The sequence below is a fragment of the Micromonospora phaseoli genome (genome assembly GCF_900109115.1).
GTDB classification, from domain to species: domain Bacteria; phylum Actinomycetota; class Actinomycetes; order Mycobacteriales; family Micromonosporaceae; genus Micromonospora; species Micromonospora phaseoli.
The window spans coordinates 119,197-142,182 of the sequence record NZ_FNYV01000014.1; the positions used below are offsets into that span (position 1 = coordinate 119,197).

Annotated in this window: 24 protein-coding genes and 1 pseudogene; 11 read left to right on the forward strand and 14 right to left on the reverse strand. The window is 72.8% G+C overall.

Annotation, left to right across the window (positions count from 1 at the left end):
- Window positions 1-36: 36 nt before the first annotated feature.
- Entirely contained in the window at window positions 37-1,026 is a 990-nt protein-coding gene (locus BMY89_RS26630; RefSeq protein ID WP_092382820.1) for an ArsR/SmtB family transcription factor, read from the forward strand.
- A gap of 10 nt (window positions 1,027-1,036) precedes the next feature.
- Here BMY89_RS26630 and BMY89_RS26635 read toward each other — a convergent pair whose 3' ends face one another.
- Window positions 1,037-1,522, reverse strand: a complete 486-nt coding sequence (locus BMY89_RS26635) for an Lrp/AsnC family transcriptional regulator (RefSeq protein ID WP_092382821.1) — start codon at window positions 1,520-1,522, stop codon at window positions 1,037-1,039.
- 142 nt (window positions 1,523-1,664) lie between these two features.
- Between BMY89_RS26635 and hppD the strand changes: the two genes are divergently transcribed.
- From hppD to hisC, 4 genes are all read left to right on the forward strand, one after another.
- Window positions 1,665-2,870 carry a 4-hydroxyphenylpyruvate dioxygenase gene (hppD, locus tag BMY89_RS26640; protein ID WP_092382822.1) on the forward strand — a complete coding sequence of 402 codons (1,206 nt, stop codon included), beginning with the start codon at window positions 1,665-1,667 and terminating at the stop codon, window positions 2,868-2,870.
- A 224-nt stretch (window positions 2,871-3,094) separates the two neighbouring features.
- Entirely contained in the window at window positions 3,095-3,622 is a 528-nt protein-coding gene (locus BMY89_RS26645; protein ID WP_232521563.1) for an RDD family protein, read from the forward strand.
- Window positions 3,623-3,644: 22 nt separating this feature from the next.
- A complete protein-coding gene (locus tag BMY89_RS26650) occupies window positions 3,645-4,589 on the forward strand; it encodes an RDD family protein (protein WP_092382824.1) in 945 nt (314 codons plus the stop codon).
- A complete protein-coding gene (hisC, locus tag BMY89_RS26655; RefSeq protein WP_092382825.1) occupies window positions 4,586-5,686 on the forward strand; it encodes a histidinol-phosphate transaminase in 1,101 nt (366 codons plus the stop codon). Before BMY89_RS26650 ends, hisC begins: the two co-directional genes overlap by 4 nt.
- Window positions 5,687-5,811: 125 nt before the next feature.
- Here the strand turns inward: hisC and BMY89_RS26660 are convergent, their stop codons facing one another.
- The 5 genes from BMY89_RS26660 to BMY89_RS26680 all read right to left on the reverse strand — a co-directional run bounded on the left by BMY89_RS26660 (window position 5,812) and on the right by BMY89_RS26680 (window position 10,194).
- Window positions 5,812-7,065, reverse strand: a complete 1,254-nt coding sequence (locus BMY89_RS26660) for an outer membrane protein assembly factor BamB family protein (RefSeq protein ID WP_092382826.1) — start codon at window positions 7,063-7,065, stop codon at window positions 5,812-5,814.
- A gap of 114 nt (window positions 7,066-7,179) precedes the next feature.
- Window positions 7,180-7,644, reverse strand: coding sequence for an SRPBCC family protein (locus tag BMY89_RS26665; protein ID WP_092382827.1), 465 nt, complete (start codon window positions 7,642-7,644; stop codon window positions 7,180-7,182).
- A gap of 92 nt (window positions 7,645-7,736) precedes the next feature.
- Window positions 7,737-7,946, reverse strand: coding sequence for a DUF397 domain-containing protein (locus tag BMY89_RS26670; protein ID WP_092382864.1), 210 nt, complete (start codon window positions 7,944-7,946; stop codon window positions 7,737-7,739).
- 176 nt (window positions 7,947-8,122) lie between these two features.
- Complete coding sequence (fahA, locus tag BMY89_RS26675; RefSeq protein ID WP_092382828.1) at window positions 8,123-9,331, reverse strand: fumarylacetoacetase; 1,209 nt, start codon at window positions 9,329-9,331, stop codon at window positions 8,123-8,125.
- On the reverse strand, window positions 9,328-10,194 hold the full coding sequence (locus BMY89_RS26680; RefSeq protein WP_092382829.1) for a hypothetical protein: 867 nt from the start codon (window positions 10,192-10,194) through the stop codon (window positions 9,328-9,330). The genes fahA and BMY89_RS26680 overlap by 4 nt, the downstream gene beginning before the upstream one ends.
- An 83-nt stretch (window positions 10,195-10,277) precedes the next feature.
- Between BMY89_RS26680 and BMY89_RS26685 the strand changes: the two genes are divergently transcribed.
- Entirely contained in the window at window positions 10,278-11,444 is a 1,167-nt protein-coding gene (locus tag BMY89_RS26685) for a homogentisate 1,2-dioxygenase (RefSeq protein ID WP_092382830.1), read from the forward strand.
- A gap of 647 nt (window positions 11,445-12,091) precedes the next feature.
- Here the strand turns inward: BMY89_RS26685 and BMY89_RS31590 are convergent.
- The 4 genes and pseudogenes from BMY89_RS31590 to BMY89_RS26705 all read right to left on the reverse strand — a co-directional run.
- A pseudogene (locus BMY89_RS31590) lies at window positions 12,092-12,730 on the reverse strand (tetratricopeptide repeat protein); the annotation flags it as partial.
- A gap of 10 nt (window positions 12,731-12,740) precedes the next feature.
- The gene (gene ispF / locus BMY89_RS26695) at window positions 12,741-13,223 is read right to left on the reverse strand and encodes a 2-C-methyl-D-erythritol 2,4-cyclodiphosphate synthase (protein ID WP_092382832.1); all 483 of its coding nucleotides are present in this window, start codon (window positions 13,221-13,223) and stop codon (window positions 12,741-12,743) included.
- Between the two features lie 16 nt (window positions 13,224-13,239).
- Complete coding sequence (ispD, locus tag BMY89_RS26700; RefSeq protein WP_092382833.1) at window positions 13,240-13,935, reverse strand: 2-C-methyl-D-erythritol 4-phosphate cytidylyltransferase; 696 nt, start codon at window positions 13,933-13,935, stop codon at window positions 13,240-13,242.
- A 56-nt stretch (window positions 13,936-13,991) separates the two neighbouring features.
- Window positions 13,992-14,477: a CarD family transcriptional regulator gene (locus BMY89_RS26705; protein ID WP_007073334.1), complete on the reverse strand. Its 486-nt coding sequence runs from the start codon at window positions 14,475-14,477 to the stop codon at window positions 13,992-13,994.
- A 460-nt stretch (window positions 14,478-14,937) separates the two neighbouring features.
- On the opposite strand from BMY89_RS26705, the gene BMY89_RS26710 reads away from it, so the two are divergent.
- Window positions 14,938-15,615 carry a hypothetical protein gene (locus BMY89_RS26710; RefSeq protein ID WP_092382834.1) on the forward strand — a complete coding sequence of 226 codons (678 nt, stop codon included), beginning with the start codon at window positions 14,938-14,940 and terminating at the stop codon, window positions 15,613-15,615.
- Between the two features lie 67 nt (window positions 15,616-15,682).
- Here the strand turns inward: BMY89_RS26710 and BMY89_RS26715 are convergent, their stop codons facing one another.
- Genes BMY89_RS26715 through BMY89_RS26730 form a run of 4 tightly spaced genes read right to left on the reverse strand, consistent with a single transcriptional unit; the run spans window position 15,683 to window position 18,357 of the window.
- The gene (locus tag BMY89_RS26715; protein ID WP_092382835.1) at window positions 15,683-16,288 is read right to left on the reverse strand and encodes a hypothetical protein; all 606 of its coding nucleotides are present in this window, start codon (window positions 16,286-16,288) and stop codon (window positions 15,683-15,685) included.
- Window positions 16,289-16,314: 26 nt separating this feature from the next.
- The gene (locus tag BMY89_RS26720) at window positions 16,315-17,364 is read right to left on the reverse strand and encodes a type III polyketide synthase (RefSeq protein WP_092382836.1); all 1,050 of its coding nucleotides are present in this window, start codon (window positions 17,362-17,364) and stop codon (window positions 16,315-16,317) included.
- A gap of 34 nt (window positions 17,365-17,398) precedes the next feature.
- Entirely contained in the window at window positions 17,399-17,596 is a 198-nt protein-coding gene (locus tag BMY89_RS26725; RefSeq protein ID WP_092382837.1) for a hypothetical protein, read from the reverse strand.
- A gap of 23 nt (window positions 17,597-17,619) precedes the next feature.
- On the reverse strand, window positions 17,620-18,357 hold the full coding sequence (locus BMY89_RS26730; protein ID WP_092382838.1) for a methyltransferase domain-containing protein: 738 nt from the start codon (window positions 18,355-18,357) through the stop codon (window positions 17,620-17,622).
- On the opposite strand from BMY89_RS26730, the gene BMY89_RS26735 reads away from it, so the two are divergent.
- The 4 genes from BMY89_RS26735 (at window position 18,356) to disA (ending at window position 22,944) form a co-directional block, all read left to right on the forward strand.
- Window positions 18,356-19,243, forward strand: coding sequence for a UbiA family prenyltransferase (locus tag BMY89_RS26735; RefSeq protein WP_232521561.1), 888 nt, complete (start codon window positions 18,356-18,358; stop codon window positions 19,241-19,243). The genes BMY89_RS26730 and BMY89_RS26735 overlap by 2 nt on opposite strands.
- A gap of 138 nt (window positions 19,244-19,381) precedes the next feature.
- Window positions 19,382-20,122: a hypothetical protein gene (locus BMY89_RS26740; protein WP_092382840.1), complete on the forward strand. Its 741-nt coding sequence runs from the start codon at window positions 19,382-19,384 to the stop codon at window positions 20,120-20,122.
- A 45-nt stretch (window positions 20,123-20,167) separates the two neighbouring features.
- On the forward strand, window positions 20,168-21,664 hold the full coding sequence (gene radA / locus BMY89_RS26745; protein WP_372433230.1) for a DNA repair protein RadA: 1,497 nt from the start codon (window positions 20,168-20,170) through the stop codon (window positions 21,662-21,664).
- Between the two features lie 101 nt (window positions 21,665-21,765).
- On the forward strand, window positions 21,766-22,944 hold the full coding sequence (gene disA, locus BMY89_RS26750; RefSeq protein ID WP_092382841.1) for a DNA integrity scanning diadenylate cyclase DisA: 1,179 nt from the start codon (window positions 21,766-21,768) through the stop codon (window positions 22,942-22,944).
- The last annotated feature ends 42 nt before the right edge of the window (window positions 22,945-22,986 follow it).

Consider the following 22,986-nt stretch of genomic DNA (forward strand, 5'->3'; position numbering starts at 1 on the left):
GCACTATCCTTTCGCCACGGAACGAAAGGTCACGTGATGCGGATCGAGGTCACCCCGGCCGACGTGGCAGCCAGCCGGTACGCCATCTCGCCGCTGGGCGAGGCGGTCTCCGCGCTGCGGCTGCACGCCGGCCAGCGCGCCACGGTCGGCCTGGCCCCGTGGGTGGCCCGGACCCGACCGGCCTACGAGCGGCTGCGGCGGGAGTTGCCGGCGGTGGGCGCACTGCTGGCCCTGCTGCGCCGGGGTGGCTACAACGCCGACTTCATCCAGCCGCCACCGGACGGCACCGCGCGGGACTTCGCCGGCGAGCTGGCCGTGGTCCGGGCGACCCCACTCGCCCAGGCCCGCGACGAACTGGCCCGCAACCTCGCCGGACCCCGCCCCACACCACCGGCGTACGCCCGCCGGATCTACCAGTCACCGACCGTGGTCGATCAGCTCGCCGACGCGATCGAGGCGGCCTGGACGACACTGGTCCAGCCCGACTGGCCACGCCTGCGGGCGGTACTGGAACGGGATCTGCTGCATCGGGCCGGACGGCTGCTCGCGTACGGCTGGGGGGCCGCCATCGCGGACCTGGACCAGCGGCTGCGCTGGCTTCCCGGCGGTGACGTCGGCGCGATCGAGGTCACCAACAACGACCCGCAGACCCACGCGCTGGCCGGCCGAGGACTGCTCTTCGTCCCCACCGTGTTCGGCGCCCTGATCACCTACGTCGAAAGGCCCTGGCCGTTCGCGATCGTCTACCCGGCCTCCGGGGTGGCCGAACTGCTCGGGCCGCCCGACCCCGGCCGCACCGACGACGCGCTGGATCGCCTGGTCGGGCGTGCCCGGGCGGCGGTACTGCGGTCGCTGGCGGTGCCCGCCACCACCAGCCAGCTCGTCGCCCAGCTGGGACTGAGTCTGGGTGGCGTCGGCGACCACCTGTCGGTGCTGCGCGACGCCGGCCTGGTCACCCGCGTCCGGGCCGGCCGGTCCGTCCGCTACCGGCGTACCCCGCTCGGCGACGCCCTCACCGAGAGCTGAAACGCCCGCCCTACCGCACGGCGGAGCGTAGGAGAGGCAGGACGCGGTAGGGGATCTGCTCGGCGAGGGCGATGATCGTCGAGGCCCGGGTGATCCCCTCGTACGCGACGATCTGGTCGATCACCCGCTGGAGGTCGGTGTTGGAGCGCGCCACGATCCGGCAGAGCAGGTCACCTGAGCCGGTGATGGTGTGCGCCTCCAGTACCTCCGGGATCGCCGCCAGATGGCGGGTGACCGGGTCGTGCCCGTGCCGCTGGCTGATCTCCAGGGTGACGAAGCTGGTCACTGTGAAGCCGAGCGCGGCGGGGCCGAGATCCGGCCCGAACCCGGCGATGACGCCCCGCCCGACCAGCTTGTCGAGCCGGGCCTGGATGGTGCCCCTGGCCACCTGGAGCCGGCGCGAGCACTCCAGCACCCCGATCCGGGGTTCCTCGGCGAGTAGCTCGATGAGTCTCGCGTCCAGCTCGTCGAGCTGTACAACCTGACCAGTGCTCATGCGCAAACACCATACCGTTTGTGCAACCTGACCAGCGTAGGTGGAGTGTGTTGCTCAGTGAGGCCGCTCACCGCGATGCTCGGCGCAGCAACACACGATCCCGTCGGCCCACCAGGCCGGCCGGTACGCGAGGGAGGCCACCATGACCCAGGCGATCGACCGACCCCAACCGGCCGAGGAGGTCGACGTGGACGCCCTCATCGGCGCCGTCGACCACGACACCAGCAGTGATCCCTTCCCGGTCAAGGGCCTCGACCACGTGCGTTTCCTGGTCGGGAACGCCAAGCAGGCCGCGCACTACTACTCCACCGCGTTCGGCATGACCTGCGTGGCCTACCGGGGCCCGGAGCAGGGCTACCGGGACCACGCCGAGTACGTGCTGACCAGCGGCTCCGCCCGCTTCGTACTCACCGGCGCGGTCCGGCCGGACGCCGACGGCACCGATCACGTCGCCCGGCACAGCGACGGCGTCAGCGACATCGCGCTGGAGGTGCCGGACGTGGACGCCGCGTACACCCACGCCACCGCGCAGGGCGCCACCGGCCTCGCCGAGCCGCACGACGTCACCGACGAGCACGGCACGGTACGGCTGGCCGCCATCGCCACCTACGGCGACACCCGGCACACGCTGGTGGACCGGTCCGGCTACCGCGGGCCGTTCCTACCCGGCTTCGTCTCCCGGGGACCGATCGTGGACCGGCGGCCGATGATCGACGCCGGGGTGCAGCCGAAGCGCTTCTTCCAGGCGGTCGACCACGTCGTCGGCAACGTGGAGCTGGGCCGGATGGACGACTGGGTCGAGTTCTACCGCCGGGTCATGGGCTTCACGAACATGGCGGAGTTCATCGGTGACGACATCGCCACCGACTACTCGGCGTTGATGAGCAAGGTCGTCGCGAACGGCACCCGCAAGGTGAAGTTCCCGCTCAACGAGCCGGCCATCGCCAAGAAGAAGTCGCAGATCGACGAGTACCTGGAGTTCTACCAGGGCCCGGGCGCCCAGCACATCGCGGTGGCCACCAACGACATCCTGGCCAGCGTGGACGCGATGCGGGCCGCGGGTGTCGACTTCCTGGACACGCCGGACTCGTACTACGACGACCCGGAGCTGCGCTCCCGCATCGGTGAGGTGCGGGTGCCGATCGAGGAGCTGAAGGCCCGCAAGATCCTGGTCGACCGGGACGAGGACGGATACCTGCTGCAGATCTTCACCAAGCCGGTACAGGACCGCCCGACCGTCTTCTTCGAGCTCATCGAGCGGCACGGTTCGCTCGGCTTCGGCAAGGGCAACTTCAAGGCTCTCTTCGAGGCGATCGAGCGGGAGCAGGAACAGCGCGGCAACCTGTAACACTGTCGGGCGTGACCCAGCCTCCAGCGCACCCGACACCGCCGGCCGGCGGGCCCCCGGCCGGCGGTGTCGCGCCGCCCACCGGCCCACCCCCGGTTCCGTCACGGTGGGCCCCGCCCGTCCAGACGCCTCCGGGACAGCCGGGCCCGCTGGGGCAGACTCCCCCAGCGGGCTGGCCGCCGGGGCCTCCCCCGCCCGGATGGGCTGCCGGTCCGCCACCACCGGTGCTGGGTCCGGGCGGCCAGCCGCTGGCGAGCTTCAGCGACCGGCTGCTGGCGTACCTGATCGACACGGCCATCGCGACCGGCATCATGATGGTGCTGTTCGTGCCGCCGATTCTGATCATCTGGTTCCGGATGTTCGACGAGATGACCCGGGCCAACCCGGACGGCACGTTCGGCCCGACCGAGCCGGAGGTGTTCGGGGAGTTCTTCGTGCTGATCGTGTTGCTGCAACTCGGGCTGTTCGCGCTGATGCTGGGGCTCTACTGGCTCTACCACGTGGAGTACCTCAAGCGGACCGGGCAGACCCTCGGCAAGAAGGTGATGAACCTGCGCGTGGTCCCGCTCGATCCGACAAGCACGCTCGACCGGCGCACGGCCGGGAAGCGGTACCTCGTGCAGTTCGTCGGCGGGTCCCTGGTGCCCGGCGGCAGCTACGTCGACGGACTCTGGCAGCTGTGGGACAAACCCTGGCAGCAGTGCCTCCACGACAAGTTCGCCGGAACCGTCGTCGTTAAGGTGTCGAGGTGAATGAGCGCAGCGAGGCCACGTCATGAGCGTGGCACCCGGTTGGTACGTCGACCCCGCCGACCCGCAGACCCGCAGGTACTGGGACGGCGAGGGTTGGCTCGGCGCGCCCATCCCGGTCGACGCCACACCGCCCGACGGCCCACCGCCACCCGAGCCCGAGCCGACGCCCGAGCCCGAGCCGACGCCCGAGCCGACACCCCAGGCCGAGCCGACACCCCAGGCCGCCGGGCCGGCCTCCGCGCCCCCCGCCGCCGGTCTCCCGCCCGGCAGCACCCCGCCGACTGACTGGCGCCAGGGCCCACCGCCCGGCTGGCAGGCCGGCGACGCACCGCAGGGCCCGCCGCCCGGCTGGCCGTACCCGACCTGGCCCGGGCGCCCGCCCGCGCCTCGGCCGCACGGAATGCCGCTGGCCTCGTTCGGTACCCGGCTGGGCGCCCGCCTGATCGACTTCGGCGTTGTCTTCGCGCTCAACGCACTGGTGAACGGCTGGTTCGTCTGGCGCTACCTGCAGGAACTCTCCCCCGCCTTCAACGAGTTCTGGCGCCGGGTCCAGGAGCAGGACCGCACCACCGATCCGCTGCCGGCGGCGGGCGACCAGGCCGGCGCGCTCATCGTGGTGATCCTGCTGATCGCCACCGCACTCTGGCTGGCGTACGAGGTGCCGTCGATGGCGGCCAGTGGGCAGACCTTCGGCAAGCGGCTGCTGCGCGTCAAGGCGGTGCCGGTCGAGGCGGACGCGCCGCTGGGCTTCGGCCGGGCGCTGCGCCGGTGGAACACCCTCGGCCTGCCCACCCTGCTCTGGTACTGCTGCGGCCTCGGGCTGCTGCTCCAGCTGGTCGATGCGCTCTCCCCACTCTTCGACCACCCGATGCGGCAGGCCCTGCACGACAAGCGGGCGCAGACCGTGGTGGTCCAGCTTCCCCACACCCCCGACGATCGCGCCAACCCCCCGGGAGAGACCCCATGACCGATGGACCACGGCGGCCGACAGTGCGACTGACCCGCGCCGACCTGGACGCGTTGCCGAACTACGTGCCCGGCCGCAGCCCGGCCGACCTGGCCCGTGAGCTGGGCCTGCCGCAGGCGATCAAGTTGGCCAGCAACGAGGTGCCGTACGGCCCGCTGCCCGGCGTGGTGGAGGCGGTCGCCGAGGCCGCGGCCGGAGTGCACCGATACCCCGACATGGGCGTCGTCGCGCTCCGCCAGGCGCTCGCCGAGCGGTACGGGGTGGACCTCGACCGGGTGGCCACCGGCTGTGGCTCGGTGGCGCTGGCCGAGCACCTGGTGCGGGCCACCTGCCTGCCCGGCGACGAACTGGTCTACTCGTGGCGGTCGTTCGAGGCGTACCCGATCATCGCGGCGACCAGCGGCGCGACCAGCGTGCAGGTGCCCAACGACGCCGGGCACGGGCACGACCTGGCGGCGATGGCCGCCGCGGTGACCGATCGCACGCGGATGATTCTGGTCTGCAACCCGAACAACCCGACCGGCACCGCCGTACGCCGGGCCGAGCTGGACCGTTTCCTCGATGCCGTGCCGGACGACGTGCTGGTGGTCATCGACGAGGCGTACCGGGAGTTCGTCACCGACCCCGAGGTGCCGGACGGGCTGAGCTACGCCGACCGGCCCAACGTGGCGGTGCTGCGCACCCTTTCCAAGGCGTGGGGTCTGGCTGGTCTGCGGATCGGCTTCCTGGTCGCGCAGCCGGCGGTGGCGGCGGCGGTACGCAAGGTCGTCACCCCGTTCTCCACCAGCATGGCCGCCCAGGCCGGGGCGCTGGCCGCGCTGGCCCAGGCGGACGAGGTGCACCGGCGGTGTGCGCTGGTGGTGGCCGAGCGGGAGCGGGTCAGCCAGGCGCTCGGCAAGCTCGTCCCGGATGTGCCGGCCAGTCAGGCGAACTTCCTCTGGCTGCCGCTGCGGGACCAGGCGGTGGAGTTCGGCAAGGTGTGCGAGTCGCGCGGCGTGATCGTCCGTCCGTTCGCCGGCGACGGGGTACGGGTCACCATCGGCACGCCGGCCGAGAACGACGCCTTCCTGGCCGCGGCCGAGGCGGCGCTGGGCTGAGCCGCCCCGGCGTCCACGGTCAAGCCGCTGATCGGTACCGGGCCGGTCCACCATCCCCCAGTGGACCGGCCCGGAAGCTCTCCGCAAGATTACGTCGCTTTTGTCCGCATTTAGGGGACTTGCAGCTATCCGGTCGCGGCGATGATCAACGCCTCGGCGGTGAGGTAGTACCGCTGGTCGTCCCCGTCGAGGTCGACCGGGCGGCGCAGCCGCTCCACCACCACGTACCCGTCGGTCGCGTACGCGTCGCCCGGTGCCCATCCCGTGCCGTCGGACCCGATGTCCAGCACGAACCGGGACCGCTGCGCACCGGTCGTCGAATCCAGCGTGACCAGCTCGTTCTCCTCGGTCAGGACGTGCACCCGGCCGGGCTGGACGGCGATCACCTGGCCCGGGCCGACCACCGTCCGCCAACGCTGCGTGCCGTCAGCGGCTGAACGACCGACGAGCACTCCGTCGGCCATGCCCACCGCCGTCCGGTCGACCAGCTCGGTACCCGGGCCGTCCAGCGCCGGCGCCGGGACCGGGCCGCCCGGGCCGAGCAGCCAGCCCTGCGCCGCCACGTCACCCGACCCGGCGGTGCGCAGCGCGGCGCAGCCAGCGCCGGCCGATCCGCAGCCGAGCGGTGTCGCCGCCAGCTCGTCACCGGCGCCCGGGGGACGCCACCGGGCGTCCACCACCCCGGTCGCCGCGTCACGGAGTTCGACCACCGTCGGCCCGTCACAGCCGTCCATGGTGAGCAGTTGGCCGAGGGAGCTTGTGCCCACCGGCTCACGGCAGCCGGAGTCCACCTCGGCGCGCCACAGCTGCCCGCCGTCGGTCAGGTCGAGCGCCCGCACCTCATCGGTGCCGGCGGTGACCACCACCTCACGACCGTCGGCGACCCTGCTCACCGAGAGCTCCCTCGGCTGCCAGACGGTGGCCGTGCCGGTGCGCCGCACCGCGCGCTCGCGGCCCGGTTCCGGCCCGTCCGCCCGCCAGGCGACCTGACCGGTACGCGCGTCGAGCGCCACCAGTTGCCCGTCGGACCACCGGCTGACCACCGTGGTGCCACTCGCCACCACCGCGTCCAACGTCGCCGGCCAGCGCCGGTAGGACCAGAACGGCGTGCTCCGGTACCGGCTGTCGACCGGGCGGTCGGCGTAGACCTGGCGTGCCGCCGCGTACACCCGCAGCCGGCCGTCCACGATCAGCGGGGCGACCGGCAGCCGGCCCACCACCCCGGCCTCCGGCACGTGCAGCGCCGGATAGTCGCCCCGGGCGGTGGTGCTGACCTCGGCCGGGGCCAGTACCCGGTACGCGATGATCGCGGCCGCCGCGGCGACACCGAGCGCCGTCACCGCCGCCACGACCCGCCGCCGACCCGTCGCCCACCCCATGCCGCACCTCCGCACGGCACCCTACCCAGCCGGCGCCGTCGGTCTGATGCCGGTCGCGGCAGCTCGTGGGCGGGGCGACCCGGGTCGGATCAGCCAGCGGGACAGGTCGGCGGGTCAGGCCGCCTCGGCGTGACAGGCGGCGGCGGCCAGCGCGGCGAGCTCCTGCCGCAGCACCTTCTCTGTCGCCCGCGCCGCCAGGCCGCCGAGCAGCAGCGCGACGGCCCGTCCGGAGGTGGCGGCGGGCTGCGCCCGGACCGTCACAGTCACCACGGCACAGCGACGCCGGCGACGCTGCACGTCACGCAGCGTCCAGGTGATCCGGTAGTCGACGCCGTCACCCGGCGAGCCGAGCACCAGCCGCCGTGGCGGCTCGGCCGCCAGGACCACGAACTCCTCGGTCAGCGTGCCGCCGTCGGGCCGGCGCCGGGTCTCGCGCCAGGACGTTCCCGGACCGAACCCCCCGGGGGTCAACACCTCGACCGGCCCGCCGTCGGGTGCACGCCGTGGCAGGTCGATGAGCACGGGCCACAGGTCGGCCGCGCTTGCCCCGACCAGACCCCTGACCGCAACAGTCGACATGCCACCTCCCGTGGCACCGACGGTACGCGGCGTGAACGCGGCTCGGGGGCCCCTGGACGGAGAATCCTCCGCCGGAGACCCCCTTTGCGACGTCAGGCGACGAACTGCCCCGCCCGGATCGCGTCGACGAACGCGGTCCAGCCCACCGGGCTGACCACCAGCGCCGGCCCGGCCTGGTCCTTCGAGTCGCGTACGCCCACCACACCGTGGACACCGGCCAGATTGTCGGCCACCTCCACACAGAGGCCCTGGTCGTTCGATCGGCTGCTGGTCCGCCAGACCGCGCCCACCAGATCATGCATCGTCGTCATCTCCCTCAGCTTTAGACGTCTCGCCAGCCAGGGCCGGACCGACCGGAACGGGGGGCACCATTCGGTCCGGCGCGGCATGGCGACAGGAATTCCGAGGCGATCAACGACGACGGTGACGGTCCTCGATCGCACAGCCGGTGCGATCAAGGGCCGGTGTCGGGTTCAGGTCACTCAGCAGGCAGAACCGTGCCCGCCACCTCGCCCAACTCGATGACGAGGCCATCACGCCCGGGGGCGGTGGCAGTGATCGTCACCGTGTCGCCGTCGGCGAGGAAGGTGCGTTCCGTCCCGCCGACGGTGACCGGTTCGGTGCCGCCCCAGCTGAGTTCCAGGAACGAGCCGACCTCGTCGCGCCGGGGGCCCGAGACGGTGCCGGAGGCATACAGGTCACCGGTGCGCAGCGAGGCGCCGTTGACGGTCAGGTGGGCCAGTTGCTGGGCCGGCGTCCAGTACATGCCGGCGAACGGCGGCCGCATGACCGGCTCCCCGTTCCAGTTCACCGTCAGCCGCAGGTCCAGCCCCTGGTGCGGCTCGTCCCGCAGGTAATCGGCGACCGACGGATCCTGCTCCGGCCCCGGCACGAAGGCATGCCGCAGCGCGTCCAGCGGGGTCACCCAGGCGGCGACCGAGGTGGCGAACGACTTGCCCAGAAACGGTCCCAGGGGCTGGTACTCCCAGGCCTGGATGTCCCGGGCCGACCAGTCGTTCACCAGCACCACGCCGAAGACGTGATCGGCGAAGTCGGCGGCGGCCACCCGGCGGCCGAGCGGACTCGGCACACCGACCACGAATCCGACCTCGGCCTCGATGTCCAGGCGGGCCGAGGGGCCGAAGACCGGTCCCTCGCGGCTGGGCCGCTGGCCGTGCGGGCGCACCACCGGGGTGCCGGAGACCACCACCGTGCCGGCCCGCCCGTGGTAGCCGATCGGCAGGTGCTTCCAGTTCGGCAGCAGCGGCGGCTGGCCCGGGCGGAAGATCAGACCGACGTTGGTCGCGTGCTGCTCGGACGAGTAGAAGTCCACGTAGTCGGCCACCTCGAAGGGCAGCTCCATCCGCACCTCGTCCAGCGGAATCAGCAGCGGCTCCACCGCGGCCCGGTGCGCCACGTCGGTGAGCAGCTCGGTGATCCGCTGTCGCACGGCGGTCCACTGCGGGCGGCCCAGCGCCAGGAAGGTGTTGAGCGTCGGCCGGCCCAGCGCCCCGCCGGCCAGCACCAGATCGGCAGCCTCCGCGCCGGCCAGGTCCAGTACGAGATCCCCGACGCGTACGCCGATCCGAGGCTCGCCGTCACCCACCCGGAAGACCCCGTACGGCAGGTGGTGCACCCCGTACCCGGACCCGTCGGTGCCCGGCACCCAACTCTTGCCAGCGGTCATGCTTCGTATCCCCCGTTCACCAGCCCCAGCCGGATCAGATCGGTCAGCGGTTCGGTAATGCTGCACGAGCCGAAGCCCACCCACAGGGGGCGCGCCGAGTCGTGTCGCCCGTCGGTGCATTGGACCAGCGGTCGCTCGTCGCGCACGGTGAGCAGTTCGGCGACGGTGTCCACCGCCGCCCCGTCGGCGGCGGCCAGGGTCGCGGCGAGCACGTTGCCGAACCCGTGATGGGTGAAGCCGGTCTCCGGGTCCACCTGCCGAACCGCGTGGTGCAGCCCGGCGGTCAGCTTGAACGGCAGATCCCGGTCCCGGCAGGCGCAGATCACCGCGGCCAGCTCGGCGGGCGTCGGGAACAGCTCGACGGCCAGACCACCGGTGCGGAACTTGGCGGCGACCGGCAGCCCGCCGGCCCGAGCGTCGGCGAGGGCATCCAGGGCGCCCATCAGCCCGAAGGTCAACGGAATCTCCGCGTAGACGGAGACGCCGTCCAGTCGCTCGGTGAGCTTCACCAGCTCCGCCAGGCCGGGCTGCGGGTCCTCGCCGCGCCGGGCGACCGGCGCCTCGATCTGCCGGGCGCGAACACCGAGGGGAGGCAGGAACGACAGCGCGAAGGGCAGCCGGCCGAGGCCGGTGTCGCCGATCAGCCCGATGGCGAGGCCCTCGGCCGGGTCGACCAGGCCGCTCAGCTCGCCCGCGGTGACCGCCGAGGCGGGTAGCAGCAGGGGGCCGACCAGATCGGCGTACCAGGCGGCACGGTGCCGCCGGTGCGCGGCGACGGCGTCGGGCAGCGACGCGCTGCCCGGCGGGAACACGGCGGCGTCGTCGACCAGGCCGGCGACGAGTGCGGGCAGCTGCGTTGACACGAGACAAGAATGTACGGGACGCTACAAGAAGCGGACAACAGCGTCCGATTATCGGACGCGCTGATGGGTGACCGGGAGGCGACATGCCGTACTACCGCAGCGTCGGCGAGCTGCCACGCAAGCGCCACACCCAGTTCCGGCAACCCGACGGCAGCCTCTACACCGAGGAGCTGATGGGCCAGGAGGGGTTCTCCTCCGACTCGTCCCTGCTCTACCACCGGTACCCGCCGACCGCGATCGTCGCCGCCGAGGAGTTCACCCCGCCGTCGGTGCCCCGGGTGCCCAACCTGCCGCTCAAGCCCCGGCACCTGCGCACCCACAAGCTCGACGGCAGCGGAGCCGACCCGATCCTCGGTCGCCGCTACCTGCTCGCCAACGACGACGTGCGGATCGCCTACGTCCTGGCCGACCGCCCCTCCCCGCTGTTCCGCGACGCCACCGGCGACCAGTGCCTGTACGTCGAGTCGGGCACGCTGCGGGTCGAGTCGACCTTCGGTGTGCTGGACGCGGTCGCCGGCGACTACGTGATCATCCCGACCTCGACCGTGCACCGCCTGGTGCCCACCGGTGACGCGCCGACCCGGCTGCTGGCGATCGAGGCGTCCGGGCACATCGGCCCGCCCAAGCGCTATCTCTCCGTACGCGGCCAGTTCCTGGAGCACTCGCCGTACTGCGAGCGCGACGTCCGGGGACCGGACACTCCACTGCTGGTCGACGGCACAGACGTGGAGGTACTGGTCCGCCACCGGCGCGGGTGGACCCGTCATGTCTACGCCAACCACCCGTTCGACGTGGTCGGCTGGGACGGGCACCTCTACCCGTGGGCCTTCTCCATCCACGACTTCGAGCCGATCACCGGCCGGATCCACCAGCCGCCGCCGGTGCACCAGACCTTCCAGGGCCCGAACTTCGTGATCTGCTCGTTCGTGCCCCGCAAGGTCGACTACCACCCGGACGCCATCCCGGTGCCGTACCACCACCACAACGTCGACTCCGACGAGATGCTCTTCTACACCGGCGGCAACTACGAGGCCCGTCGCGGCTCCGGCATCGAGCAGGGTTCGATCTCGCTGCACCCGTCCGGCTTCACCCACGGCCCGCAGCCCGGCGCGGCGGAACGCTCCATCGGGGTGGACTACTTCGACGAACTCGCCGTCATGGTCGACACCTTCCGCCCGCTCGACCTCTGCGACGCCGCACCCGAGTGCGAGGACGAGGCGTACGCCTGGACCTGGGCCCGCCGCCCCTAGGGCGGGTCTCGGGGCGGTCAGGCCACCGGGCGGGAGAACACCGCCGAGACCGCGATGGAGGCGGCCGCGATGGCCAGGACCAGCGACCACGGGCTGCCGGACAGGGCGTAGAGCAGGATCAGCGCGGGGGCGACGCCGGTCGCGTAGACGGCGACGGCGAGCGTGCGGTCGGTGCGCCGCAGCACGGGCAGGACGGTCCGGCGCAGGTCGGGCAGCCGCGCCGCTTGCTGCCAGAGCAGGACGCCGCCACCGGCCGCGGCCAGCACCGCCACCAGCCGGGAGAACCCGGGGCCGGTCGCGGCCGAGCAGGCGACCAGCACGGCGGCCACCAGCGACCAACCGGAGCCACGGAGCACGAACTGCCGCAGGCCGGCCGGCACGGTCCGGCGCGCGACGACCGGCCCCACGTCGGCCGAGCCGATCTGGTCCGTGCCGAACGACCCGGTCGCATCGAAGGCGGACGGCTCCCGGCGCTCATCCCGCCGGCCAGGCTCGTACGGGCCAGCGCCGGTACGGTCCGCATCAGTCGCGCCGGCACGGTCCAGATCGGGGCGGGAAACCTCGGGGCGGGAAACATCCGGTCCGGCTGCATCCGGGCGGGGCGACTCGGAGGAGGGCGGCTCGGAGCGGGGCGGCTCGGGCGGGGCCGGGTTCCCGACCGCGGCCTCGGCCAGTCGCTCCAGCATCGCGGTCCAGCGTCGCTGCTCCAACCGCAGCACCCCGACCTCGTCGCCCACCTCGGCCAGCCTCGGGTCGAGCCGCAGCGCCTCCCGGTAGGCCCGCTCGGCCAGGTCGTACAACCGCATGTTGGCCGCGACCAGACCCAGCACCAGATGCGCCTGCGGCTCCTCGGGGGCCAGCTCCACCCCGTGCCAGGCCGCGTTCAACGCGGGCTGCCCGTTACGGGAGCCGGCCAGGATCGCCGCCGCGCTCCGCTGGGCGTACGCGTCCTCGGGGCCGAGCGCCAGGATGTCGTCGGCGGTACGAGCCGCCTCCCCGTACCGTTCCAGGTCACCGAGGGCCAGCCCACGGACGACGAGCGGCGGAATCTGCCCCGGCGCGGCGGCCACGGCGGCCTCGGCCGCAGCGAGCGACTCGGCGGGCCGGCCGGCGGCCAACTGCACCCGGGCCAGCATCGTCGACACCTCGGCGGCGGCGGGGTCGAGGGCGAGAGCGAAGCCCAGTTCGGCCACGGCCTCGTCGTAGCGGCCCAGCTCGGCGAGGAGCGTGGCGCGTTCGAGGTAGCCGTCGGCGGCGGGCGGATCGGTGGGCACGTCGGCGGACATCGCGGCGAGCCTAGGCGCTCGGCTGCTCGTACACCAGGGCAACGGCGATCCCGGCGAGCCCCTCACCACGCCCGGTGAACCCCAGGCCGTCGGTGGTGGCGGCAGCGACGGTGACCGGCGCGCCGACCGCCTCGGAGAGCACCCGCTGGGCCTCCTCCCGGCGCGGGCCGATCTTCGGACGGTTCCCCACCACCTGCACCGACACGTTTCCGATGGCGAAGCCGGCGGCGGTCACCCGACGGGCCGCCTCGGTGAGCAGGGCCACCCCGCTGGCCCCGGCCCACTCGGGCTGCCCCACCCCGAAATTGGCACCGAGATCACCCAGACCGGCGGCGGAGAGCAGCGCGTTGCAGGCGGCGTGTGCGGCCACGTCCGCGTCGGAGTGGCCGGCCAGGCCGTCCTGCTCCGGCCAGTGCAGGCCGGCCACCCAGCACGGCCGGCCGGCCTCGAAGGCGTGCACGTCGGTCCCGATGGCCACCCGAGGAACGATCATGACCCGAGGGTACGCGCTACCGCTCGGTCACCAGCAGGTGCTCGGCCAGCGCCAGGTCGAAGGGTCTGGTGATCTTCAGGGCGTGCTCCGAGCCGGGTACGCAGAACACCGGCACGCCCTGCTTCTCGACCAATCCGGCGTCATCGGTGAGGGCGTCCGCGGCGACGGCGTGCGCACCGCTCAGCACCGCCCGACGGAACCCCTGCGGGGTCTGCACGGCGCGTAGCGCGGACCGGTCGACGGTGCCGAGCACCAACTCGGCCGCGTCGACCTCCTTGATGGTGTCGACGATCGGCAGGACGGGGATCACCGCGTCATGGCCCGCCCGGACCGCGGCGGCCACCGACTCCACCAGCTCGGGCGGGACAAGTGCGCGCGCCGCGTCATGCACCAGGACGATGTCCGGTCCGGGCGGCACGGCGGCGAGCGCGGCGGCCACCGAGGCCTGCCGCTCCGCCCCGCCGGGCACCACCGTCACCGGGGCGACCGGGGCGAGCAGTTCACGTACGGCGGAGACCTCCGCCACCGGGGCGGCCACCACGATGGTGTGCACCGACCCGGCCGCGGCCAGCCGACGGACCGCGTGCACCAGCAGCGGCTCCCCGGCCAACAGCCGCAGCGCCTTCGGTCGACCGGGCCCCAGGCGTACCCCGGCACCGGCCGCAGGCACGAGGACCGCGACGTCACCGCGCGGATTGAGCTGCGCGGTCACGTCGCGGTCCTCGATGGTTTCTTCGCTACGAATCGGGTACGACGATGCTGTGCCGACTAGGCCTCGGTCAGGACCTTGTCGAGCAGCGTCTCCGCCTCGTCCTTGGTGCTCTTCTCGGCCAGCGCCACCTCGCCGACGAGAATGTCGCGGGCCTTGGCGAGCATGCGCTTCTCGCCCGCGGACAGCCCCCGCTCCCGCTCGCGGCGCCACAGGTCGCGGACGACCTCGGCCACCTTGAGCGGATTACCGGAGGCCAACTTCTCCAGATTTGCCTTGTAACGCCGCGACCAGTTGGTCGGCTCCTCGGTGTGCGGAGCCCGGAGAACGTCGAAGACCTTGCCGAGGCCCTCTTCGCCCACCACCTCGCGCACACCCACGATCTCGGCGTTCTCGGCCGGTACCCGGACCGTCAGGTCACCCTGCGCGACCCTCAGGACGAGGTACTGCTTGGGCTCGCCCTTGATGACCCGAGTCTCGATTGCCTCGATGAGTGCGGCCCCGTGGTGGGGGTAAACAACGGTCTCGCCGACACTGAAAACCATAGGTTCGAAACCCCTTTCGCTGTGTCTAGGGTAACACGCTCAGGCACCGATGTCTCACGACTGTCCTGACCGTTGGCGCAGCTCAGGGGCCCTGTGAGAGGTATTTCTTCGGCTTGACAGACGGCCCAGCCGATGATCCGAACACGCTCCGTAACCTAGGGATGACCACCGGAACACGGTCATCGTCAAGATCGAGATCCGAGACGCAACCGTCGAGATCCGTCGACACGAGCGCCCAGCTTCCCGTGGCGCAAGGGCCAGGCTTCCGGGGGCACAACCGCCCAGATTCCGAGGCGCAAGCGCCGAGGTCCCTAGGCACCAGCGCCATGATCAGGGGCTATGCACCCTTCCCATGGTATCCCCCCTCACCCAGGTCTGGGCAGCAGTAGCGGGACCGGGCCCGATGCGGGACGCTGAAGGGGTGCCGCGCCGCGCACCCGCAAGGTTCCAGGGGGTCGTAATGGGCAAGGCTGACGCCGACGGTCCCGGACTACCCGACCTGCCTCCCGAGTGGGGCCGGGTGGTCGTCCCGGACGACGCCTCCGCCCTAGCCGACGAGGCCGAACAGCTCCGTCGCGAGCGACGTCGCCGTACGGCGGGCCACCATCGCCGCTGGCGTCCGCCGGCCGGCCCCGTACTCGTACTGGTCATCGCGGTGCTGACCACCATCGCCGGCCTGGCGGTCGTCACCTGGCCTCGGGCCGGCCGCTCGCCCGGACCCGCCACCAGCACTCCCGACCCGGCGCCGGCGCAGCTGACCGGTCGCCCGCTACCGGCTCTGGACCTGGTCGACGTCGAGCAGTCGCCGGTGGCCCTGCGCGGGCTGCTGCCGGCCGTGGTGCTGCTGGTGGACGGGTGCGCCTGCCCCGGCGCGGTCGCCGAGGCAGCGGCGATGGCGCCGGCCGGAGTGAACGTGGTCACGGTGGCCGGCGTCCACCCGAGGGCCGCACCCGCCGGCACCCGGGTACGGGCGCTCGCCGACCCGGCCGGCGGTCTACGCGCCTTCCTGCACTTTCCGGCCAGCCAGGGAGCGGTGACCGCCCTGCTCGTCGACCGGTCCGGGCGGATCACCCTGGTGGTGCCCGAGCTCGACTCGATCGCTGATCACCAGGCCGAACTGGTCCGGCTGGCCGGCTGAGGCCACCCGCCGCGATCGGGGGTGGACCCGCTCGAAGGCGGGAGGTCGCCGGGCGGGGCCGCGCCGCTCAGCGCAGGGCGATCAGTCGGGCCTGCACCTTGACCGCCGCCGCACCGGCGGGCGAAAGAGCCACCCGGACGGAAGCGCCCGTACCGATGACCTCCGTCGTGGCCACCGCGCCGTCGCAGGCGGCGGTCAGCGGATCGGCCGCCCGGGCTCCGGTGACGACGACCAACAGGTCACCCGGGCCGGTGCAGGTGAACGTCAGCAGGTGCCGCTCGTCGTGGGCGATCCTGGTCTGCCGGACTACCGCCGCGCCGGGGCCGAGCTCCACCCGCTCGGTCCACACCACCTCGCCGCCCGCCCATCCCCGGCCTGACAGATCAGAGACCGTTCCCCCGGCGGTGTTGTCGATCTCGCCAATCAACCCGCCCGTACCCGGATCAACCCGGAAGAAGGAGGCGCCGTCGGGGTGCTCGGGCGTCATGACGCCGGTGACCGGGTCCTCCCGCCAGTAGGTAGCGGCCGTCGAGGAGCCCTGCGCGGCGACCCCTGCACCGGTCAAGGTTGGCGGTGCCTGCGCCTGCCACCACCAGCCGCCGAGGGTCAACGCCACCACTGCGCCACCGACCAGTACGGTGCCGCGCAGCCGGTGGCTGACATCGACGTCCATAACCGAAGGGTAGCTCGCCCGGCTGATCAGGGATGGCGTTCCAGCAGCGCGGCGTACAGGGTGAGCCCGGGGCCGAAGGCCAGCATCATCACCCGGCGCGGAGATGGCGCGGACCGGAGCAGCCGGTCGAGGATCAGCAGCACCGTCGGCGACGAGCAGTTGCCGTGCTCGTCCAGGGTCTGCCGCGAGGCGGCCAGCGCCGCCGGTGCCAGGCCCAGCTCCCGCTCGACCACGTCGAGGATGCGCGGCCCGCCCGGATGTACGGCCCAGCCGTCCACCCCGGACACATCCGTGCGGTGCCGGGCCAGCAGGTCGTCGACCAGCCCTCGGACGTGGGTCGACAGCACCTGGGGCACCTTGGGCGACAGGCCCATCCGGAATCCGGTGTCGGTCACGTCCCAGGTCATGTGGTCGGCGGTGGAGGTGTCAGTCACCGAGGCGACCTCACGCACGGCGTACCCCCGGCCGCCGGGAACGATCACCACCGCGACCGCCGCATCGGAGAAGAGGGCGTGCGACACGATCTGCTGGGTGTCCACCCGGGCCGACGAAGGCTGCAGGTGCAGGCTGGTCAGCTCGTTGCAGAGCAGCAGCGCCGGACGCCCCCGGGCGGTGACGAAGTCGCTCGCCGCGCCCAGCCCCGGCAGAGCCGCGTAGCAGCCCATGTGGCCGACGAACATCCGCTGGGTCGACGGGGCCATGCCCAGGTCCCGAGCGAGCAGAATGTCCAGCCCGGGCGTCGCGTACCCGGTGCACGAACAGACCACGAAGAGCCCGATGTCGCCGGCGTGCAGGCCGGCCGTGGTCAACGCCCGGCCGACCGCCTCCTTGCCCAACGGCAACGCCTCGACCTGGTAACGACGCATCCGCCGCTCGGTCGGCCAGTCGGAGACGTCCTCGATCAGCGGGCTGACCGCCGCCTGCCGGCGGGTGACGCCGGAGTTGGCGAAGATCCGCTGGGCGAGCGCCCGGGTGGTGCCCGAGTAGTGCTGGGAGAAGAACTTCTCCCACAGCTCCTGCTGGTTCGCGGAGGGCGGATGGGCCGTGCCCAGGCCCGCGATCACCGGTACGGACACGGTTCCACCTTCCTCTCGCTCGGATTCCCCACACTCACCAACGAGGGGTCGATCCATCACGGTCCGGGTCGCCGCCAACAGCCGCGATGCCCAACGAGTCGTCGGCCGGGAACGAGCCGTCCCGGTCGTGCGCGGCGGCCCGGGCCGCCAGCCGGGGTGCCAGCCGCCGCGCGGTGGCCATTGCCCGCGTACTGCCGCGCTCGCTCAATAGGACCCCCTCCTCTTCGCCCATTCCCATACCCCCACCCGGATCAGCTATCCGCCGCGCACCCCGCGGCCCTGGTAGAGCAGAGCCGTCGACCGGGTCGGCACGATGCGCGGCGCCTGATCGGCGGGGGCGCCGCCGCCGCGAACCTGACGGACCAGCCAGCGCAGCAGCCCGGGCACGCCCGGACGAATGCCGCGTACGCGCAGGTCCACACCGTGCCGGGCACACTCGGCCACCAGTTCGCGGTCGTCCACGAACAACCGTGGATCGTGGATGCCGCGCGGCACGGTGGGCAGCCGCTCGGCGATGTGCACGGCGACCAGCCGGCACAGTGCGGTGTCGTTGAGCGTGTCCAGCACCAGCAGGCCGCCCGGACGCAGCAGGCGGCACGCCTCGGCCACCGTCGCGCGCCAGTCCGGGACGTGCTCCAGCAGCTCACCGGCGGCCACCACGTCGGCGCAGCCGTCGGCGAGCGGCACCGCCGTGGCGTCACCGTTGACCGCCGTGACGCCGTGTGTGACCGCTTGGGCCAGGGCCGATCGGGTGAGGTCCACGCCCACGTGCCGGTAACCCCTGCCGGCCAGGTGCGGGGCGAGCAGCCCGGCACCGCAGCCCAGGTCGACCAGGAGTGCGCCGGGCCGCACCGCTGGCGGCACCAACGCCGCCCGTGCCCGCGCCAGCCAGTGCAGCATGGCGAACGCGCCATCGGGCCGCCACCATTCGCCGGCCAGGTCGTCGTACTGGCGCGGATCGTTGCGGGGCAGGCTCAGGCCAGCGTCACGCATGGCAACGAGCGTGGCACGACTCCCCGGTAACGACCAGACTTCCGTTATGTCGTCAACGGTGTTAGGGCTGGTCAGGGCGAGCCATCCGGAACCGACCGCTGCGGTCACCACAGTGGCCGGTCTGCTCGCGGTCGGCGTCGGCCATCCACCCGGCGCAGTGGTCGCGGTGGCGCTCACCGTGGCGGCGAGCCAGTTCGCGGTCGGCTGGACGAACGACCTGCTCGACGCCGACCGGGACGCCGCAGTAGGGCGCACCGACAAGCCGGTGGCCTCCGGCGCGGTCGGCCGGGACACGGTCGCCGTGGCCGCCACGCTGGCCGCCGGCGCCACCGTGGCGCTGGCGCTGACCACGAACCCACTGGCCGCGCTCTGCGCCACCGTCGCCCTGGTCTCGGCGCTGCTCTACAACTGGCCGATGAAGTCGACGCCGGGCTCGGTGCTGCCGTATGCGGTCTCCTTCGCGGCGCTGCCCGCCTTCGTGGTGCTGGCGCTGCCCGGGGCACCGGCACCGCCGGTCTGGCTGGTCTCCGCCGCGGCACTGCTGGGTGCCGGCGCGCACTTCGCCAACGTGCTGCCCGACCTGGCCGACGATGCCCGGACGGGGGTCCGCGGGCTGCCGCACCGGCTGGGCCCAAGGGGCAGCCGGGCCGCCGCGGTCGGGCTGTTGATCGCGGCGACCGGCACGCTGGTGCTGGGGCCGCCCGGGCCGCCGTCGGGCGTGGGGCTCGCGGCGATCGCCGCCGCCGTCGTGATCTTCTTACTGGCCTGGTACGCGGGCCGAACCGCCGACCGGGCGGCCGCCCGACCCGTGGTCGCCTTCCGGGCGGTGATGCTGGTCGCGCTGATCGACGTCATCCTGCTGGTCACGAGCGGTCGGCTCGTCTGAGCCTCACTCCCGCAGGTGGCAGCTCAGGGTCGGCGTGCGGGTCTCGATCAGCCCCAACTACCCTGGAGCGCGGTCTGCACGGGCATGGCCAGCGGGTCCGGCGGCGTAGCCGGTGTGATCGTGACGAGGAGGACCGACGTGACGCGCTCGATCAGGGGTTCCCGGCGGGCTGCCGTGCTGCTGCCCGGGATCGCGGCGGCAGCGGGGCTGCTGCTGTCGGGGTGCGGCGCCGGCCAGATCTCCGAGACGGCCAACAAGGTGCCGTCGATCCAGGGCGTCAACATCCAGGCCGGCGGCGGGAAGTACGGCGTACGCAGCGCCCTCGTCGCCTACCCCGGCGTCGAGGGTTACCAGGCTGGCGGCAACGCCGTGCTCAACGTGGTCTTCTACAACGACTCCCCCGATCCGGTCACCGTGACCGTGACCTCGCCGGACGCCCGCGAGGTGGTGCTGACCACGGTCGACGCCGCGACCAACCCGTCGCCGACCACCTCCCCGTCGCCGGAGGAGTCCCCGGAGGGCTCACCCTCCCCGGACGGATCACCCTCCCCGGACGGATCACCCTCCCCGGACGGATCACCCTCCCCGGACGGATCACCGTCGCCCAGCCCTACCGAGTCCCCCTCGGCCGGCCCGGCCCGGATCGAGATCCCGTCGCTCAGCTACGTACAGCTGAACACCGAGGGTGAGCAGGTGCTCCAGCTCGTCGGTCTGAGCGGGGCGCTGCTCGCAGGCCAGAACGTCACGCTGACCTTCGACTTCGGCGGCGGCGACACGGTCACCACTCCCGCGCCGGTCGCCGTGCCACTCAGCCCCGCCCCGCAGCCGTCGCCGATCATCGAACGGCACACCGAGTACGAGGGCGAGGGTGGCCACTGAGCCGGTTCCAGAGTTTTCCGGCGGCGCCGCCGGCGTGGTGAACCCATGCCGGCGGCGCTGTCGTCGTACCGGGGGTTTAGCGTCGCTCAGGTGAGCATCTCCCGATCGACCCCCTCCCGGGCCACGACCGGTGGGCGAGGCAGGGCCACCCCCCGCGAGCCCCGTCCCGCGTACGAGTGCGACGCCTGCGGTCACCAGCCACCGAAGTGGGTCGGGCGCTGCCCCGAGTGCGGCGAGTGGGGCTCGGTGATCGAGTGCACTGTCACCGGCCCGACCGTCTCCGGGCGGGTGGTCAGTTCCCGGATGCCCGCCGAGCCGGCCCGACCCATCGCCACGATCAGCGCGGCGCCGGCCCGGGCGCGGCCCACCGGGGTGAGCGAGCTCGACCGGGTTCTCGGCGGCGGCCTGGTGCCCGGAGCGGTGGTGCTGCTCGCCGGGGAGCCGGGGGTCGGCAAGTCGACCCTGCTGCTCGACGTCGCCCAGCAGTGGGCGGCCGGGGCGGGCAGCCCGTCACTGGTGGTCAGCGGTGAGGAGTCGGTCAGCCAGGTGCGGCTGCGCGCCGAGCGGATGGGTGCCCTGCACGACCAACTCTTTCTGGCCGCCGAGAGCGACCTCGCGGCGGTGCTCGGTCATCTCGACGCCGTCAAGCCCGGCCTGCTCGTCCTCGACTCGGTGCAGACCATTTCCACCACCGGCACCGAGGGGGTGCAGGGCGGGGTGACCCAGGTCCGGGCCGTCACCGCCGCCCTGGTCGCGGTCGCCAAGGAACGCGGGGTCGCGACCGTGCTGGTCGGCCACGTCACCAAGGACGGCCAGGTAGCCGGCCCGCGGGTGCTGGAGCACCTGGTCGACGTGGTGCTGCACTTCGAGGGCGACAAGCACTCTTCGCTGCGGATGGTGCGCGGGGTGAAGAACCGGTTCGGTGCCGCCGACGAGGTCGGCTGCTTCGAGATGCACGAGGGCGGCATCAGCAGCCTCGCCGACCCTTCCGGGTTGTTCCTGACCCGCTACTCCGAGCCGGTGCCGGGCACCTGCGTGACGGTGGCGATGGAGGGCCGCCGGGCACTGGTCACCGAGGTGCAGGCCCTGATCGGCGCGACGGTGGCGGGCTCTCCCCGGCGTACGGTCTCGGGCCTGGACTCGGCCCGGCTCGCGATGGTGCTGGCGGTTCTCCAGCGCCGTACCGAACGACTCACCCTGCACGACCGGGAGGTCTTCGCGGCCACCGTCGGCGGCATCCGGGTGGTGGAGCCGGCGGCCGACCTGGCCGTCGCTCTCGCCGTCGCCTCCGGTGGGCTCAACCTGGCGATCGCCCCGCACCTGGTGGCGATCGGGGAGGTCGGTCTGACCGGCGAGGTACGACGGGTGGGGGCGGTGCCACGCCGGCTGGCGGAGGCCGCCCGGCTCGGGTTCCGACTGGCCCTGGTGCCGCCCGGCTGCGGGCCCGCGAGCACCGGCGCCGGTCCCGAGCAGATGCAGGTGATCGAGGTCGGCGACGTTCGCTCGGCGTTGCAGGCCGCGGCCCGGGCATCGGCGGAGTGAGCCGCGTCTCTGGTGGACGGGCCGGACGGGTGGGGCGGAATCGTGACACATCACAGTAACCACGAGAGCACCCACCGCAGGGCAGTCCGTAGACTGTGCCCGTGCCGATCGACCGCGATACCACCAAGCCTGCCGGCGCGACACTCCACGCCCGCACCGGCCCCGTGGGCTCGCCAGCCCGTCCGATCAGTGTGAGCGTGACCGGGGGCGGCGGCACCGGCGACCCGCTCCGCGCCAACCTGGCCCTGATGGCGCCGGGGACCGCGCTGCGTGACGGACTCGAACGCATCCTGCGCGGCCGGACGGGTGCGCTGATCGTGCTCGGCTACGACAAGGTGGTCGAGGGCCTGTGCACCGGCGGCTTCCCGCTGGACGTCGAGTTCTCCGCGACCCGGGTCCGCGAGCTGTGCAAGATGGACGGCGCGGTGGTGCTCTCCAGCGACGGCACCCGGATCGTCCGGGCGGCGGTGCACCTGATGCCCGACCCGACCATCCCGACCGAGGAGTCGGGCACCCGGCACCGCACCGCGGAGCGGGTCGCCCGGCAGACCGGCTACCCGGTGATCTCGGTCAGCCAGTCGATGCGGATCATCAGCCTCTACGTCAACGGCCAGCGTCACGTGCTGGACGACTCGGCGGCGATCCTCTCCCGGGCGAACCAGGCGCTGGCCACCCTTGAGCGGTACAAGCTCCGCTTGGACGAGGTCTCCGGCACCCTCTCCGCACTGGAGATCGAGGATCTGGTCACCGTGCGCGACGCGGTGGCCGTGGTGCAGCGGCTGGAGATGGTCCGCCGGATCGCGGACGAGATCGCCGGGTACGTGGTCGAGTTGGGCACCGACGGTCGGCTGCTGGCCCTGCAACTGGACGAGCTGATGGCCGGCGTCGACGCCGACCGCACCCTGGTCATCCGGGACTACCTACCCACCGGCCGCAAGCCCCGCACGCTTGACGAGGCCCTGGTCGAGCTGGATCTGCTCAGCGCGACCGAGCTGATCGACCTGGTCTCCGTCGCCAAGGCGATCGGCTATCCGGCGGCCTCCGACGCGCTGGAGGCCGCGGTCAGCCCCCGGGGGTTCCGGCTGTTGGCCAAGGTGCCCCGCCTTCCGGTGGCGGTGGTGGATCGGCTGGTGGTCCACTTCGGCAGCCTCCAGCGGTTGCTGGGTGCCACGGTGGAGGACCTACAGACCGTCGAGGGCGTCGGTGACGCCCGGGCCCGCGGCGTACGCGAGGGGCTGTCCCGCCTCGCCGAGGCGTCCATCCTGGAGCGCTACGTCTGACCGGGCCGGGTGACCCCGCCGACGTCCGCCGTGGGCACTGCC

Coding starts and splice junctions, on each gene's coding strand:
- BMY89_RS26735 (WP_232521561.1), top strand. CDS start 18,356: ATGGCAACGAGCGTGGCACGACTCCCCGGTAACGACCAGACTTCCGTT.
- BMY89_RS26705 (WP_007073334.1), bottom strand. CDS start 14,477: ATGGTTTTCAGTGTCGGCGAGACCGTTGTTTACCCCCACCACGGGGCC.
- BMY89_RS26710 (WP_092382834.1), top strand. CDS start 14,938: ATGGGCAAGGCTGACGCCGACGGTCCCGGACTACCCGACCTGCCTCCC.
- BMY89_RS26650 (WP_092382824.1), top strand. CDS start 3,645: ATGAGCGTGGCACCCGGTTGGTACGTCGACCCCGCCGACCCGCAGACC.
- fahA (WP_092382828.1), bottom strand. CDS start 9,331: ATGACCGCTGGCAAGAGTTGGGTGCCGGGCACCGACGGGTCCGGGTAC.
- radA (WP_372433230.1), top strand. CDS start 20,168: ATGCCGGCGGCGCTGTCGTCGTACCGGGGGTTTAGCGTCGCTCAGGTG.
- BMY89_RS26670 (WP_092382864.1), bottom strand. CDS start 7,946: ATGCATGATCTGGTGGGCGCGGTCTGGCGGACCAGCAGCCGATCGAAC.
- BMY89_RS26715 (WP_092382835.1), bottom strand. CDS start 16,288: ATGGACGTCGATGTCAGCCACCGGCTGCGCGGCACCGTACTGGTCGGT.
- BMY89_RS26665 (WP_092382827.1), bottom strand. CDS start 7,644: ATGTCGACTGTTGCGGTCAGGGGTCTGGTCGGGGCAAGCGCGGCCGAC.
- hisC (WP_092382825.1), top strand. CDS start 4,586: ATGACCGATGGACCACGGCGGCCGACAGTGCGACTGACCCGCGCCGAC.
- ispF (WP_092382832.1), bottom strand. CDS start 13,223: ATGATCGTTCCTCGGGTGGCCATCGGGACCGACGTGCACGCCTTCGAG.
- BMY89_RS26660 (WP_092382826.1), bottom strand. CDS start 7,065: ATGGGGTGGGCGACGGGTCGGCGGCGGGTCGTGGCGGCGGTGACGGCG.
- hppD (WP_092382822.1), top strand. CDS start 1,665: ATGACCCAGGCGATCGACCGACCCCAACCGGCCGAGGAGGTCGACGTG.
- BMY89_RS26685 (WP_092382830.1), top strand. CDS start 10,278: ATGCCGTACTACCGCAGCGTCGGCGAGCTGCCACGCAAGCGCCACACC.
- BMY89_RS26725 (WP_092382837.1), bottom strand. CDS start 17,596: ATGGGCGAAGAGGAGGGGGTCCTATTGAGCGAGCGCGGCAGTACGCGG.
- BMY89_RS26730 (WP_092382838.1), bottom strand. CDS start 18,357: ATGCGTGACGCTGGCCTGAGCCTGCCCCGCAACGATCCGCGCCAGTAC.
- BMY89_RS26630 (WP_092382820.1), top strand. CDS start 37: ATGCGGATCGAGGTCACCCCGGCCGACGTGGCAGCCAGCCGGTACGCC.
- BMY89_RS26635 (WP_092382821.1), bottom strand. CDS start 1,522: ATGAGCACTGGTCAGGTTGTACAGCTCGACGAGCTGGACGCGAGACTC.